The organism is Silvimonas sp. JCM 19000 (assembly GCF_054652575.1).
This window is the reverse complement of sequence record NZ_BAAIHC010000018.1, coordinates 37,348-50,556: the sequence shown is the minus strand read 5'-3', so window position 1 is coordinate 50,556 and position 13,209 is coordinate 37,348. Positions and strand designations below refer to the sequence as shown.

The following is a 13,209-nucleotide window of genomic DNA, read 5'->3' as shown; positions in this document are numbered from 1 at the left end:
CGCGGGCCGCTCAGGCCAGGATAGAGAGCGAAACGCGATCCGGCAGGTCATCCGCGCGACGACCCTGGCGGCGGCGATCTTGCCCGGCGCGCGTATTCAGCGGCGTGGTCACCTGCTCTTGCCGCCGTGATTGCTTCAGGCGGCGGTCTTCACCTCTGCGGCGCTCTTCGCCGTTCCAGGCCGGAGCGGGAGGCTGTGCATAGGCGGCTCGCACGTTCTGGGGACGATAAGGCGTGCGCACGCTGCCCCCGGTGCTATCGGCAATCGCCGAGGCGCCCAGCGTGCCCGTTTGAGTCGGGACCGGAGTAACAATATCCATACGCGTTCTTCCTTTTAGATCGGGTTGCTTACCTTCTCTATCGGAGGCTGGTCCAACAACTTGAGTAGATTACGAAAAAATAAGAACTTTTCTGACACTACTCCATATTCACTCGTAAAAAAAGGCACCCGAGGGTGCCCTTTTCTTACCACTTTGCATACGCTCAGGCGTCAGCCGGTTCCAGCGCCACTTTCATTTTTTGTAGCGCTTTGGCTTCGATCTGGCGAATACGCTCGGCCGAAACCTTAAATTCGGCGGCCAGTTCGTGCAGCGTGGTGCTGCCATCGTCACCCAACCAGCGGGCTTCGATAATGCGACGGCTGCGCGGATCCAGCGAATCCAGCGCGTGCAGAATGCCGTCGGATTGCAGCGTGTCGTAGGCGCGGCGTTCCAGCTGCTGGGTCGGTTCGTTATCCGAATCGGCCAGCCAGTCGATCGGCGCGTAGCCATCGTCATCGCTGTCATCGGCCATCAACGCAATATCCTGGCCGCTCATGCGCGTTTCCATTTCCAGCACTTCTTCCGGCTTGACCCCCAGATCATCGGCAATTTCTTTGGCCTGAGCGTGGGTCAGCGCGGCAAAGCCGGCCTTCATGGAACGCAGATTAAAAAACAGTTTGCGCTGCGCTTTGGTGGTAGCAATCCGCACCAGGCGCCAGTTGCGCAGTATGTATTCGTGGATTTCCGCTTTGATCCAGTGCACGGCAAACGAGTACAAGCGTACGCCGCGAGTGGGTTCAAAGCGTTTGACCGCTTTCATCAAGCCGATGTTGCCTTCCTGGATCAGGTCGGCTTGTGGCAGTCCGTAACCTGCGTAACCCCGAGCGATCGAGACCACCACACGCAGATGGGACAACACCAGCTGGCCGGCGGCTTCAAGATCATTCTCATGGGCGTAGCGGGTTGCCAGATCCACCTCTTGCTCGTGGGTCAGCATCGGTACGGCATTGACGCGCTGTACGTAGCTTTCAATGCTGTCGCCACCAGTGATAACGGGCAGTGCAACGCTATGGGCCATGTGATTCTCCTGTCTTTATCGGCGTCGTTTCAAACGACGACGCTGGATATTAGCACTCCGAACCTCAGAGTGCTAACCGAACTAAAAAGTTCAGTCGTGAATTCAAGCACACGAAACCCTATGTTGCACGGCAATATTTTTTATACAGGCGATAGCTATCAACTACCACATGCCCCGAATATAACCCTTTGTTTATCAGGGTTTTATCAGGCAACTACCGAAATTGACGTAGATGTCGGCTGACAGCGATCAGCGCGCCGACCAGGCAAAGCACCGTGGTCACCGCCAGCGTAATCGCCGCCAGCAGCCAATCCGGGCGCGCCAATGCAAAGGGTTGACCGTAGCTTTGCGCCAGTGCCAGCACCGATGGATTGAGCCAGCTGCGTGCACCTGCCACGATGCCGCACGCCAGTAGACCGCCCAATATGCCCTGCAGTGCGGCAAAGTAGACGAACGGTCTACGAATAAAAGCATCGGTGGCACCAATCAACTTGGCGACTTCGATCTCATCCCTACGGATGACGATCTGCAGACGGATGGCGTTGCCGGTAATCAGCACCAGCGCCACGGCCAGCAGCACGACCACCACCTGCAACAGTGCCATGCCTGCAGCGATCAGTTGTTGCAGCTGATGCGCCCACGCCGAATCCAGTTGCACTTGCTCCACCGCCGACTGCGTGGTCAGTTCGTTCTTGAGTGCTTCAAGCTGCTCGGCGGGCACGTCGGTGCGCGCGGTCAATACAAAAGCATCGGGCAGCGGGTTATCAGTCAGGCCAGCCAGCAGATCGGTGCCGCCCAGGCCAGCCTGCATCTGCTTCAGCGCCTCGTCTTTGCCGACAAAACGGCTGGCCGACAAGCGCGGATCGGTTTTGAGCTTTTGTTTGAGCGCTTCGATTTCTGGCGTGCCCGCGCTGACGCGCAGATAAACCGAGAGCTGCGGCTCCACCGGCAAACGCGCGGTGACGCTTTGTGCGCTCGCTATCAATAAATAGAAGCCAAGCGGAAACGCCGCCGCAATCCCGATCACCAGCAGATTAAGCAAGCTGGTAAACGGTGCCCGCAGCATGGCGCCCAAGGTGCGACTCAGCGCAATCAGATTCAGTCGTATCCAGTGTTTCATCGTGGGCTCACGCGGTGAACTGGCCGTTTTTAAGGCGCAGGATACGGCGACCGTAGTCGGCCATCAGGTTTTCATCGTGCGCCGAGATCACCAGCGTCACGCCCACCTGGTGGAAGGATTTGAACAGCTGCAGGATGTCCTGGGCGTAATCGCGATCCAGGTTGGCAGTGGGTTCATCGGCCAGCAAGATGGACGGCCGGTGTACTACGGCGCGCGCAATGCACAGCCGTTGTTGCTCGCCGCCCGACAGGCTGACCGGATTGAGCTTGTCTTTGCCGCTTAGCCCCACCTTGTCCAGCGCGGCCAGCACCCGGCGATGCCCTTCCTGATGGCCAAAGCCGATGATATCGAGCGGCAGCCGCACGTTGTCGTACACGCTGCGATCAAACAGGATTTTGTGATCCTGAAAAATCAGCCCGATATGACGGCGCACATACGGTAAAGACGCGCGGCGCATGCGCGCCAGATTCTGGTTGTTGACCAGCACCGAGCCCGCTGTGGGGCGTTCGATGCCGGCAATCAGCTTCAGCAACGTGGATTTGCCCGCGCCCGAATGGCCCGCCAGGAAGACCAGTTCGCCGTCCTGGATTTCAAAACTCAGTTGTTTGATGGCATCAAAGCCACCCGGATAACGCTTGGTGACCTGCTGAAACTGGATCATCGGCTGTCCGTGCAAGGTGATCGGAACGGGGCGCTGGTCGATATCCAACCGGGTTTATTCAAACAGCGCGTCCACATAATCTTTGGCGGTAAACGGGCGCAAATCATCAATGGTTTCGCCCACGCCCACGAAACGTACCGGCACCGGGCGTTGCTTGGCAATAGCTGCAATCACGCCGCCTTTGGCCGTGCCATCCAGCTTGGTCAGCACCAGACCGGTCAGGCCCAACGCATCGTCAAACGCCTTGACCTGGCTAACCGCGTTCTGGCCGGTGTTGGCGTCCAGCACCAGCATCACTTCGTGCGGTGCGGTGGGGTCAGCCTTTTGCACCACGCGTTTAACCTTGCGGATTTCATCCATCAAATGCAGCTGTGTGGGCAAACGGCCTGCGGTATCCACAATGATGACGTCCACTTTGCGCGCCTTGGCGGCGTTGACGGCATCAAACGCCACGGCGGCGGCATCGCCCGATTCTTGCGCAATCACCTGCACACCATTGCGCTCGCCCCACACCACCAGCTGCTCGCGCGCGGCGGCACGGAAGGTATCGCCTGCGGCCAGCAACACGCTCAGACCCTGGCTTTGATAATACTTGGCCAGTTTGCCGATGCTGGTGGTTTTGCCCGCGCCGTTAACGCCCGCCACCATCAGCACAAACGGCTTGGGACTGTTGGCGTCGATCACCAGCGGGTTTTCCAGCGGCTGGATCAGCTCCAGCAGCGCTTCTTTCAGCGCCACGCGCAGTTCGGACGCATCTTTAAGACCGCGCAGCGACACGCGATTGCGCACGTCTTTCAGCAACTGCGTGGTGGCGTCGACGCCCATATCGGCGGTCAGCAGCACCGTTTCGAGTTCTTCGTACAAGTCCTCGTCAATCTTGCCGCCGCCAAACAGGCCGGCCAGATTCTTGCCCAGCGTGTCGCGCGTGCGCGCCAGACCGGCTTTCAGCCGTTCGGACCAGCTTAGCTTGGGCTTGTCTTGCGGCTGCGCCACCACCAGCGTCGGCATCTCGCCCACGGCATCGGGCGACGGCATGATCAGCGTCGGTGCGGCTTCGGCCTCGGGCGCAGGCGTTTCGGCCGGCAGCCATTGCACGGGCGCGCCGGGCTCGACCACAGCGGCCACTTCGGGTTCGACCAGCGGTGGCGTTGGCTGCGGGGTGACATCCGCTGCGGGTGCAGCGGGCGTTTCGGGCTTGGGTTTCTTGCGGAAAAAATCGAACATGGGCTTTGCGCTTGTCCTGCAATGGCGGAAAATATCTGATTTGGCGCGATTTTAGCGCGGGGAAGGCATGGCGGCACAGCACAAAAACCAGGTTCGGCTTATTGGCGGCCAATACAAGCGGCGCATCATTCATTTTCCTGACGGAGACGGCCTACGTCCCACGCCGGATCGGGTGCGCGAAACGTTGTTTAACTGGCTGGGGCAGGATCTGAGCGGGCTGGATTGCCTGGATTTGTTTGCCGGCAGCGGTGCGCTGGGCTTCGAGGCCGCATCGCGCAATGCGCGGCGCGTGGTGATGATCGAAAAAGCCCGGCCGGTGTATCTGGCGCTGGACAGCAACCGCAAAACCATCGGCATCGAACGTGTTGATCTGTTGCAAGCCGATGCCCTGGCGTGGCTGGGCCGCACCGCTGATCAGTTCGATATCGTGTTTCTGGACCCGCCCTTTGCCACCGATCTGCTGGCGCAGGTGCTGGCGCAGCTGGCCCCGAGGTTAAAGCCGAACGCCGTCGTCTATGCGGAATGCGCCGCGTGGCCCGATCTGGCCGGCTGGACGCTGTCAAAAGAGCTTAAAGCTGGCGCGGTACGCTGCGGCTTGTTGCAGCGGGCGGACAGCACGTCGGGCGATGCGATCTGAACAGCGGCGTATTGCCGTTGTCCCAGCTGTCATAAACATGGGACAATCCGGCCCCGTTTCAAACATCTTGTTTTTGAAGGAAGAATGCCATGGCGCTGATGATCACTGACGAGTGCATCAACTGTGATGTCTGCGAACCCGAATGCCCCAATAGCGCAATCTCGCAAGGTGCCGAGATTTACGAGATTGACCCCAACCTGTGCACCGAGTGCGTCGGCCACTACGACGAGCCGCAATGTCAGCAGGTCTGTCCGGTGGACTGCATTCCGCACAATCCCGATATGAAAGAGAGCAAAGAAGAGCTCTATCAAAAGTACATGATCATTTCGGCGGCTTGATAGCGCGTTCGCAGTCCGCCCTGTCCCTTGGCGGACCAGAAAAAACCGGCACCTTTACGCTGCCGGTTTTTTTACGCGCATCGCTCGCGTTCCCGATCAGGCGGAAGCGGCGCACACCGCCACGTTGCGCTGCGCCTGGCGCGACCACTTCAGTGCCACCAGTCCACCCAGCATCGCCAGCGCCGAGGCCAGCAGCAGCGGCCGCGTACCCCATTGATGATCGATCCAGCCTGACAACGCCGAGCCGCCCGACATGCCCAGGTACAGCGCCGAGGCATTCAACGCCAGCACCATCGCGCGGGCATCGGGGGCCAGTTCCACCAGGCGGCGCTGTTGCGACGGCATGAACAGATCGTTGGCGACGGCCCAGGCCATCAGCATCGCAAAGGCGCTAACGGCAAACGGCGGCAGCATATAGCCGCTTAGATAGATGATGGCCAGTGCGCTCAGCGCTAACGTCAACGCCTTGTCGGCAGTCCAGCGGTCGGCCGCAGCGCGGGCAAAAAAGTTGCCGAGGATGCCCGCCACGCCAAACGTCACCAGCGCGATTTCCAGCACGCCGGGCGCCATGCCGAAGTGTTCGTGCAGCAGCGGCACAATTAGCGTGTAGCTAATAAAAAAGCCGCCCATTTCAAACATCACCACCGCCACGCCGCTGGCAATGCCCGGTTGCAGCAACAGCCGCGCCAGATCGGGCAAAGGCAAGCGCGAACCCAGGCCACCATCGCGCACCAGCAGCAACACCGCCAGCGCCGTACTGACGTTGAGCGCCGCCACGCACATAAACATGACGCGCCAGCCCACATGCGCGGCCAGCCAGGTGGTGAGCGGCAGGCTGACCACCGAGGCAATCGTCATCCCCATAAACACGGTAGCCAGAGCGCGGCCGTGATGTTCGCGCGCCACCAGCGTGGTGCCGATGGCGGATGCCACCGGGCCAATGGCCGCCGCGCCCAATGCGGTGAGCACACGCGTCGCCATCAGCGTAGCGACGTCCTGCGCCAAGGCGGATGCCAGCGCGCCCAGCATCGCCACCAGCAACCCTGTTATCAACAGGCGGCGGCGCGGCAGATGGCCAAACAGCATCTGGATTAACGGGGCGGCAATGGCAAAGGTCAGCGCAAACACCGCCGTTAGTGGCGCGATCTGCGCGGGCGTGCTGTGCAGGCCTTGGGCAATGGCGGGCAGGCCGCCAATCGCGGCCATGGTATTGGTGCCCATGGTGAAGTACGCCGCGGTCAGCGTGTACAGCGCGGCGGTGCGTGCGGAAGTCGGAGTAGATTCGGCCATGATGACGTCATATCAGAAAGACAATGCCGCCACTCTACGCAGCGCCCAGCTATCCATATAATGGATTATTCGTATACCTGACATAACGCCCATGGATTTGCGCAGCCTGGATTTAAACCTGCTGGTGTCGCTGGATGCCTTGCTGGAAGAACGCAATGTCACGCGTGCCGCCGCGCGTTTGCACCTCAGCCAGCCCGCACTCTCGGCGCAGCTGGCGCGCCTGCGGTTGAGCTTTAATGATCCCTTGTTGATACCGGCGGAGCGCGGTCGTGGCATGGTGGCCACCGCGCGCGGTCTGCAATTGCACGCCGAACTGGCGCCCTTGCTGCAGTCGCTGGCGCGCGTGGTCAGCCATCGGCCGCAATTTGATCCGCTCACGCATGAGCAGGTGTTTCATATCGCCGCCAGCGACAACGCCACCGCCGTGATCGGCCTGCCGCTGATCGAAGCCTTGCGCACGCATGCCGGCGAAAAAATCCGCCTGGCTTTCCACAATCTGGAACCCGACCGCATCGCCAGCCAGCTCGAAAACGGCGAGATCGACTTTGTCATCGCCTCCAGCCGCACGCTGCCGCCGCAAGTACGCTCGCTGCTATTGCTGGATCAGGGCTGCGTGCTGGCGCAGCGCAAGGGCCATCCGCGCGGCAACCAGGCGGTGAGCGTGGACGAATACTGCACGCTCAAACATATATTGGTATCGCAGGATGGTGGCGGCCTGTATGGCTTTGCCGATGAGGCGCTGGCGCGGCTGGGGCGCACGCGCCAGGTGGCGTTGTCGGTGCAGCATTTCACCGTGGTGCCGTTGATTTTGCAGCGCACCGACTATGTGAGCATCTTGCCCACACCGCTGGTGCAGCGGCATCTGCATGTGCTGGATGCGTTTGAGGTGCCGTTTGAGGTGCCGATCAGCAATTTCAGTCTGGCGTGGCACCCGCGCAACCAGCAAGACGGCGCCAGCATCTGGTTACGCCAGCTGGCGCTGCGCACCATTCGTGATGTAGCGCAGCCCGAGCTGTATAGCGTGTTTAGCGCCGTCACTTAAGGTGCGGTTTCTTCCACCTGCTGGGTGAACTGCACGCGATGCATTTGCGCATACGCGCCGCCTTTATCCATCAGCTCGGCATGGCGGCCCGCTTCCACGATGCGACCCTGGCTCATCACCACAATGCGGTCGGCGTTTTCGATGGTGGACAAGCGATGCGCGATCACGATGGTGGTACGGTCCTGCATCAGGTTTTCCAGCGCGGCCTGCACTTTGCGCTCGGATTCGGTATCCAGCGCACTGGTCGCCTCATCCAGAATCAACACCGGCGCATCTTTATAGATGGCGCGCGCAATGGCCAGACGCTGGCGCTGCCCGCCGGACAAACGCACGCCGTTTTCGCCCAGCATGGTGTTAAAGCCTTCCGGCATCGCTTCGATAAAATCGAGCGCGAAGGCGGCGGTGGCGGCGGCGCGGATGCGTTCCAGATCGGGCGCGGCGTCGCCATAAGCGATGTTGGCAGCCACCGTATCGTTAAACAGGATCACATCCTGGCTGACCATCGCAAACTGGCGGCGCAGATCATGGATGCGGAACTGGTTAACCGGCACGCCATCCAGCGTAATGCCGCCGCTGGTGGCTTCGTAAAAGCGCGGCAGCAAATTGGCCAGCGTGGTTTTGCCGCTACCCGAACTACCCACCAGCGCCACGGTCTGGCCCGGCGCGATATCCAGCGAAACATGGTCCAGCGCGGGCCGGTTGTTGCCGCCGTAATCAAAGCTGACGTCGTCCAGCTTCAGCGCGCCTTTGGCCCGGCCGATTTCTTGCGTGCCGTCGTCCAGTTCTTCGGTTTCATCCAGCACGCCAAACACGGTTTCAGCCGCCGCCAGGCCGCGATGCAGGCTTTCGTTGATGCGGGTGATGTTCTTGATGGGCGACTGGATCATCATCATCGCCACCATAAACGACACAAACGCACCCGCCGTCAGCTGGCCCTGTTGGGCGCGCAGGCTGGCGTAATACACGATAAACGCCAGCGTGATGCCGATCAGCAACATGATCACGCCCGAGTTCATGCTCGACGTGGCCGCGCGTTTTACCGTCAGCGTGCGCACGCTATTGTTGACGCGCAAAAACCGCGTCAACTCAAAGCGAAAGCCGCCAAAAATCTTGACCATGCGTTGGCCGGACAGGCTTTCATCCAGAATGCGCGTCATATCGCCCATGCTGGATTGCGTCTCGCGCGAAATCCGGCGTTGACGACGGCCCACAATGCGGATCGACAGCGCCACCCCAGGAATCAGAATCAGACACAGCAAGGTCAGTTGCCAGTCGCGGTACAGCATCAGCCCCAGCAAAAACACGGTGGTGACGGAATCGCGCACCAGCGTGGTCATTACCTGCACGCCCGCATCCATAATCTGGCTGACGTCATAGGTGACGCGCGACACCAGCACGCCGGTCGACGATTTGTCGTAATAGCGCACCGGCAATTTAAGAAAGCGGCTGAACATCTTTTCGCGCAGGTCGTACATCACGCGCGCCGAAATCCAGGCGCTGCCGTAATCGCTGCCAAAGTTGGTCACCAGCCGGATCACGGCCAGGCCAAAAATCTCCAGCGGCAGATCCCACGCTTCGGAACGCGCCAACGAATCGGCACGCAAATTCTGGTCAACCAGCGGCTTGAGCAAGCTGGTCAGATACACATCCACGCCAGCCGCAGCGGCCAGACAGAAGATCGACAATGCCACCACGGGCCAGTACGGCTGGATTTCTCTTAACAGGCGGAAATACAGGGCTCGGCTAGAGTTCATGCCCGGACTCATCAAAAAACAAACCGCGAGTATAACCGCTGATGGCCGCGCCGCCGCCTACCAGTCACCCCATTGGGATTGCAGCACCGCCAGCACGGCCTGGCCCGCGGTTTCGGTTCTCAGAATGCGCGGGCCTAAGTGGATGCCGACAAACCCGGCTTGCTGCGCAGTCATTTCCTCTGCGCCGGTCAGGCCGCCTTCGGGCCCGACCAGCACGGCGGCGTGCGTAACCGGCGTGGTCAGATCGCGCAAACGCGTGACCGCGCCGGGGGCCAGCGTCAGCTTGAGCAGGTCGGCGGGCAGATCGCGCAATACCGATTCCAGCGTGCCCACCGCGCGGATTTGCGGCACGCGGGTGCGGCCGCTTTGCTCGCAGGCCGCTTGCGCAATCGATTGCCAATGCGCCAGCCGGCGCTCGGCGCGTTCGCCACTCAGGCGTTGCTGGCTGTACTGGCTGTAGAACGGCCAGATTTCCGTGACGCCCACTTCGGTGGCTTTCTGCACGGTAAAGTCCATGCGCTCATTGGCCGATACCGCTTGCAGCAAAATGCTGTGGATGGCCGATTCGCGTTCGATCGGCTGGTGCTCCGTCACCAGCACGCCCACCTCCCGCTTACCCATCAGGCTGATGCGGGCGCTGTATTCGCCGCCCTGGCCATTAAACAGCGTGATCGATTCGCCCGGCTGCATGCGCAGTACCTGCACATGGCGCGCCACGGTTTCGGGCAGATTGAATGCGCTTTCCAGCGCCAGCGGATGGTCAACAAAAAAACGAGGCATGGCAGCAGTATCTATATAAGGCGGCATCGCGATGCCCGGATTGTGGCCCGGTTTGGCCGCACAACGCCAGCCACTGTCACGGCACATTTGGATAAGGATTGCGCCATGACTCGGCGCAAGCGTTGTGGCTACAATGCAAGACTCCTCCGACTCCCACCCTGCGCTGACCTCACCATGCCCGAGACCGACCACGATTATCTAGAACGTATCCTCACCGCCCGCGTGTACGACGCCGCCATTGAAACCCCGTTGGACGCGGCGCCGAATCTGTCGCGCCGAATTAACAACACGGTGTTGATCAAGCGCGAAGACATGCAGCCGGTGTTCTCGTTCAAGCTGCGTGGCGCTTACAACCGCATGGCGCAGCTGACGCCAGAAGAACTGGCGCGCGGCGTGGTCACCGCCTCGGCCGGTAACCATGCGCAAGGCGTGGCGTACTCGTCACGCGTACTCAAATGCAAGGCCACCATTTTTATGCCGGCCACCACGCCGCGCATCAAAGTCGATGCCGTGCTGCGCAATGGCGCCGAAGTGGTGTTGATCGGCGATTCGTTCTCGGACTGTTATGACTCGGCCGTGCAGCGTGCCGAAGAAACCGGCGCCACCTTCGTGCATCCGTACGACGATCCGTATGTGATTGCCGGCCAGGGCACCATCGGCATGGAACTGCTGCGCCAACACACTGGCAAGATCGATGTGATTTTTATCCCGGTGGGTGGCGGCGGGCTCATCAGCGGCATCGCGTCGTACATCAAACGACTGCGCCCCGAAACGCGCATCGTCGGCGTGGAACCCACCGATGCCAACGCCATGTATCTGTCGCTCAAGCTGGGCGATCGCGTGGTGTTGCCGCAAGTGGGCATCTTTGCCGATGGCGTGGCGGTCAAGCAGGTGGGCAGCGAAACCTTCCGCCTGGCGCAAAAGCTGGTGGATGAAGTCATCCTGGTGGATACCGACGCCATGTGCGCCGCGATCAAGGATGTGTTTGAAGAGACCCGCTCCATTCTGGAACCGTCCGGTGCGCTGGCGGTGGCCGGGGCCAAAGCCTGGGCCGCGCGCGAAAACGCCACGGGCCAGACCTTTATCACCATCGCCTCGGGCGCCAACATGAACTTTGACCGGCTGCGTTATGTGGCCGAGCAAGCCGAACTGGGCGAACAGCGCGAAGCCGTCATCGCAGTCACGCTGCCGGAACGCCCCGGCGCATTCCGCACGCTGTGCAGCGCCATCGGCGCCCGCAATATCACCGAATTCAACTATCGCTACGCCGATACTGAACAGGCGCATGTGTTTGTCGGCCTGTCGATCAACAAGCGCAGCGAAGTGACGGCGCTGATCGAAAACCTGGCCGAAGCCGGCCTGGCCGCGATTGACCTCACCGACAACGAACTGGCCAAGCTGCACATTCGCCATCTGGTGGGCGGCCACGCGCCGCATGTGGATAACGAACGCGTGCTGCGCTTTGAATTCCCCGAACGCCCGGGCGCGCTGCTTAACTTTCTGAATACCATGAGCACGGAATGGAATATCTCCTTGTTCCATTACCGCAATCACGGCGCGGACTACGGCCGCACGCTGGTGGGCATGCAAGTGCCGCCATCGGACGAAGCCGCGTTTGCCGCTTTCCTCGAAAAACTGGGCTATCGCTACTGGGTGGAAACCGACAACGTCGCTTACAAGCATTTCCTCGGCTAAGCGCTGTCGATATTTGATCCACGTTTGTTGATAAGCCAGAGAGAACGACCATGCAGCGATATCGCGTAGGTGGCGCCGTGCGCGACCGCTTGTTGGGTTTACCGGTCAAGGACATCGATTGGGTGGTGGTCGGCGCCACGCCCGAAGCCATGCTTGCCGCCGGCTACAAGCCGGTGGGCAAAGACTTTCCGGTGTTCTTGCACCCCAAAACGCGCGAAGAACACGCGCTGGCGCGCACCGAGCGTAAATCCGGCCCCGGCTATAAAGGCTTCCAGGTTTACGCCGCGCCCGACGTCACGCTGGAAGAAGACTTGCTGCGGCGCGACCTGACCATCAACGCGATGGCCGAGAACGACGCCGGCCACGTCATCGACCCGTTTAACGGCAAAGCCGATCTGCAAGCGCGCCTGCTGCGCCACGTTTCCGATGCGTTTATCGAAGACCCGGTGCGCATCTTGCGGCTGGCGCGCTTTGCCGCCCGCTTCGACTTCGACGCCGCCCCCGAAACCATGACGTTGATGCGGCAAATGGTCGCCAATGGCGAAGTCGACCATCTGGTGCCCGAACGCGTGTGGCAAGAAGTGGCACGCGGGTTGATGGAACAGAAACCCTCGCGCATGTTCCGCATCCTGCGCGATTGCGGCGCGTTGGCGCGCGTGATGCCCGAAGTGGACGCGCTGTTTGGCGTGCCGCAACCCGAACAACATCACCCCGAAATCGACACCGGCGTGCACGTAATGCTGGTGCTCGACTACGCCGCCGCTGAAGACCTGCCGCTGACCGCACGCTACGCCGCGCTGTGCCATGACCTTGGCAAAGCCACCACCCCCGCCGACATCCTGCCGCACCATATCGGCCACGAGTCACGCGGTGTCGAGCTGGTGGAACAACTCAGCGCCCGCCTGCGCGCCACCAGCGAATGCCGCGACCTGGCCGTGATGGTCTGCCGCGATCACACGCTGGTACACCGCGCGCTGGAACTGCGCGCCAACACCGTGCTGGACCTGCTGCAACGCAGCGACGCGCTACGCAAACCCGACCGCTTTGCGCTGATGCTGCGCGCCTGCCGCGCCGACGCCCGCGGCCGCACCGGCAAAGAAGACACGCCGTACCCGCAACTGGACTATCTCACCCACCTGCTGAACGCCGCGCGCGCCGTGGATGCGGGCGCGATTGCCAAGGCGCTGGACGATAAATCGAAGATTCCCGACGCGGTGGCGCTGGCGCGGCTGAATGCGATCAAGGCAGCAATGCCGCCGAAGGACAGCTAAGCCCACATCGCGGATGGCCGCCAGCACATAGGGTGGGTCACGACCCACCATGCAAAGCCG

13 protein-coding genes are annotated in these 13,209 nt (G+C 61.2%); 5 read left to right on the top strand and 8 right to left on the bottom strand.

Going from position 1 to position 13,209, the window contains the following annotated elements; genetic code table 11:
- Positions 1 to 10: 10 nt before the first annotated feature.
- From ACYQ1A_RS15500 to ftsY, 5 genes are all read right to left on the bottom strand, one after another.
- Positions 11 to 319 (bottom strand): hypothetical protein, encoded by a 309-nt coding sequence (locus tag ACYQ1A_RS15500; RefSeq protein WP_499363392.1) that lies wholly within the window; start codon positions 317 to 319, stop codon positions 11 to 13.
- A 163-nt stretch (positions 320 to 482) separates the two neighbouring features.
- Positions 483 to 1,337 (bottom strand): RNA polymerase sigma factor RpoH, encoded by an 855-nt coding sequence (gene rpoH / locus ACYQ1A_RS15495; RefSeq protein ID WP_499363390.1) that lies wholly within the window; start codon positions 1,335 to 1,337, stop codon positions 483 to 485.
- Between the two features lie 214 nt (positions 1,338 to 1,551).
- Positions 1,552 to 2,457 (bottom strand): permease-like cell division protein FtsX, encoded by a 906-nt coding sequence (ftsX, locus tag ACYQ1A_RS15490; protein WP_062225290.1) that lies wholly within the window; start codon positions 2,455 to 2,457, stop codon positions 1,552 to 1,554.
- Between the two features lie 7 nt (positions 2,458 to 2,464).
- Positions 2,465 to 3,118, bottom strand: coding sequence for a cell division ATP-binding protein FtsE (gene ftsE, locus ACYQ1A_RS15485; RefSeq protein WP_499363387.1), 654 nt, complete (start codon positions 3,116 to 3,118; stop codon positions 2,465 to 2,467).
- Positions 3,119 to 3,172: 54 nt separating this feature from the next.
- Positions 3,173 to 4,342, bottom strand: coding sequence for a signal recognition particle-docking protein FtsY (ftsY, locus tag ACYQ1A_RS15480; protein ID WP_499363385.1), 1,170 nt, complete (start codon positions 4,340 to 4,342; stop codon positions 3,173 to 3,175).
- A gap of 67 nt (positions 4,343 to 4,409) precedes the next feature.
- Here ftsY and rsmD point away from each other — a divergent pair, with 67 nt between their 5' ends.
- Together rsmD and ACYQ1A_RS15470 are read left to right on the top strand one after the other, a co-directional pair.
- Complete coding sequence (rsmD, locus tag ACYQ1A_RS15475) at positions 4,410 to 4,979, top strand: 16S rRNA (guanine(966)-N(2))-methyltransferase RsmD (RefSeq protein ID WP_499363383.1); 570 nt, start codon at positions 4,410 to 4,412, stop codon at positions 4,977 to 4,979.
- An 89-nt stretch (positions 4,980 to 5,068) separates the two neighbouring features.
- Positions 5,069 to 5,317 carry a YfhL family 4Fe-4S dicluster ferredoxin gene (locus ACYQ1A_RS15470; RefSeq protein WP_062225675.1) on the top strand — a complete coding sequence of 83 codons (249 nt, stop codon included), beginning with the start codon at positions 5,069 to 5,071 and terminating at the stop codon, positions 5,315 to 5,317.
- A 96-nt stretch (positions 5,318 to 5,413) separates the two neighbouring features.
- On the opposite strand, the gene ACYQ1A_RS15465 is transcribed toward ACYQ1A_RS15470, so the two are convergent.
- Positions 5,414 to 6,607, bottom strand: coding sequence for an MFS transporter (locus ACYQ1A_RS15465; protein WP_499363381.1), 1,194 nt, complete (start codon positions 6,605 to 6,607; stop codon positions 5,414 to 5,416).
- Positions 6,608 to 6,698: 91 nt separating this feature from the next.
- Here ACYQ1A_RS15465 and ACYQ1A_RS15460 point away from each other — a divergent pair, with 91 nt between their 5' ends.
- The gene (locus ACYQ1A_RS15460) at positions 6,699 to 7,649 is read left to right on the top strand and encodes a LysR family transcriptional regulator (RefSeq protein ID WP_499363379.1); all 951 of its coding nucleotides are present in this window, start codon (positions 6,699 to 6,701) and stop codon (positions 7,647 to 7,649) included.
- Here the strand turns inward: ACYQ1A_RS15460 and msbA are convergent.
- Both msbA and ACYQ1A_RS15450 read right to left on the bottom strand, forming a co-directional pair.
- Complete coding sequence (gene msbA, locus ACYQ1A_RS15455) at positions 7,646 to 9,403, bottom strand: lipid A export permease/ATP-binding protein MsbA (RefSeq protein WP_083459072.1); 1,758 nt, start codon at positions 9,401 to 9,403, stop codon at positions 7,646 to 7,648. The genes ACYQ1A_RS15460 and msbA overlap by 4 nt on opposite strands.
- Before the next feature lie 57 nt (positions 9,404 to 9,460).
- The gene (locus tag ACYQ1A_RS15450) at positions 9,461 to 10,183 is read right to left on the bottom strand and encodes a 16S rRNA (uracil(1498)-N(3))-methyltransferase (RefSeq protein ID WP_499363377.1); all 723 of its coding nucleotides are present in this window, start codon (positions 10,181 to 10,183) and stop codon (positions 9,461 to 9,463) included.
- Positions 10,184 to 10,357: 174 nt separating this feature from the next.
- On the opposite strand from ACYQ1A_RS15450, the gene ilvA reads away from it, so the two are divergent.
- Positions 10,358 to 11,878: a threonine ammonia-lyase, biosynthetic gene (gene ilvA / locus ACYQ1A_RS15445; RefSeq protein ID WP_062224786.1), complete on the top strand. Its 1,521-nt coding sequence runs from the start codon at positions 10,358 to 10,360 to the stop codon at positions 11,876 to 11,878.
- 50 nt (positions 11,879 to 11,928) lie between these two features.
- Positions 11,929 to 13,149, top strand: a complete 1,221-nt coding sequence (locus ACYQ1A_RS15440; RefSeq protein WP_499363375.1) for a multifunctional CCA addition/repair protein — start codon at positions 11,929 to 11,931, stop codon at positions 13,147 to 13,149.
- The last annotated feature ends 60 nt before the right edge of the window (positions 13,150 to 13,209 follow it).

What these genes read in the sequence shown, in the direction of transcription:
- rsmD (WP_499363383.1), top strand. Translation starts at nt 4,410, where the DNA reads ATGGCGGCACAGCACAAAAACCAGGTTCGGCTTATTGGCGGCCAATAC.
- ACYQ1A_RS15450 (WP_499363377.1), bottom strand. Translation starts at nt 10,183, where the DNA reads ATGCCTCGTTTTTTTGTTGACCATCCGCTGGCGCTGGAAAGCGCATTC.
- ftsX (WP_062225290.1), bottom strand. Translation starts at nt 2,457, where the DNA reads ATGAAACACTGGATACGACTGAATCTGATTGCGCTGAGTCGCACCTTG.
- ftsY (WP_499363385.1), bottom strand. Translation starts at nt 4,342, where the DNA reads ATGTTCGATTTTTTCCGCAAGAAACCCAAGCCCGAAACGCCCGCTGCA.
- rpoH (WP_499363390.1), bottom strand. Translation starts at nt 1,337, where the DNA reads ATGGCCCATAGCGTTGCACTGCCCGTTATCACTGGTGGCGACAGCATT.
- msbA (WP_083459072.1), bottom strand. Translation starts at nt 9,403, where the DNA reads ATGAACTCTAGCCGAGCCCTGTATTTCCGCCTGTTAAGAGAAATCCAG.
- ACYQ1A_RS15440 (WP_499363375.1), top strand. Translation starts at nt 11,929, where the DNA reads ATGCAGCGATATCGCGTAGGTGGCGCCGTGCGCGACCGCTTGTTGGGT.
- ftsE (WP_499363387.1), bottom strand. Translation starts at nt 3,118, where the DNA reads ATGATCCAGTTTCAGCAGGTCACCAAGCGTTATCCGGGTGGCTTTGAT.
- ACYQ1A_RS15500 (WP_499363392.1), bottom strand. Translation starts at nt 319, where the DNA reads ATGGATATTGTTACTCCGGTCCCGACTCAAACGGGCACGCTGGGCGCC.
- ACYQ1A_RS15470 (WP_062225675.1), top strand. Translation starts at nt 5,069, where the DNA reads ATGGCGCTGATGATCACTGACGAGTGCATCAACTGTGATGTCTGCGAA.
- ilvA (WP_062224786.1), top strand. Translation starts at nt 10,358, where the DNA reads ATGCCCGAGACCGACCACGATTATCTAGAACGTATCCTCACCGCCCGC.
- ACYQ1A_RS15465 (WP_499363381.1), bottom strand. Translation starts at nt 6,607, where the DNA reads ATGGCCGAATCTACTCCGACTTCCGCACGCACCGCCGCGCTGTACACG.
- ACYQ1A_RS15460 (WP_499363379.1), top strand. Translation starts at nt 6,699, where the DNA reads ATGGATTTGCGCAGCCTGGATTTAAACCTGCTGGTGTCGCTGGATGCC.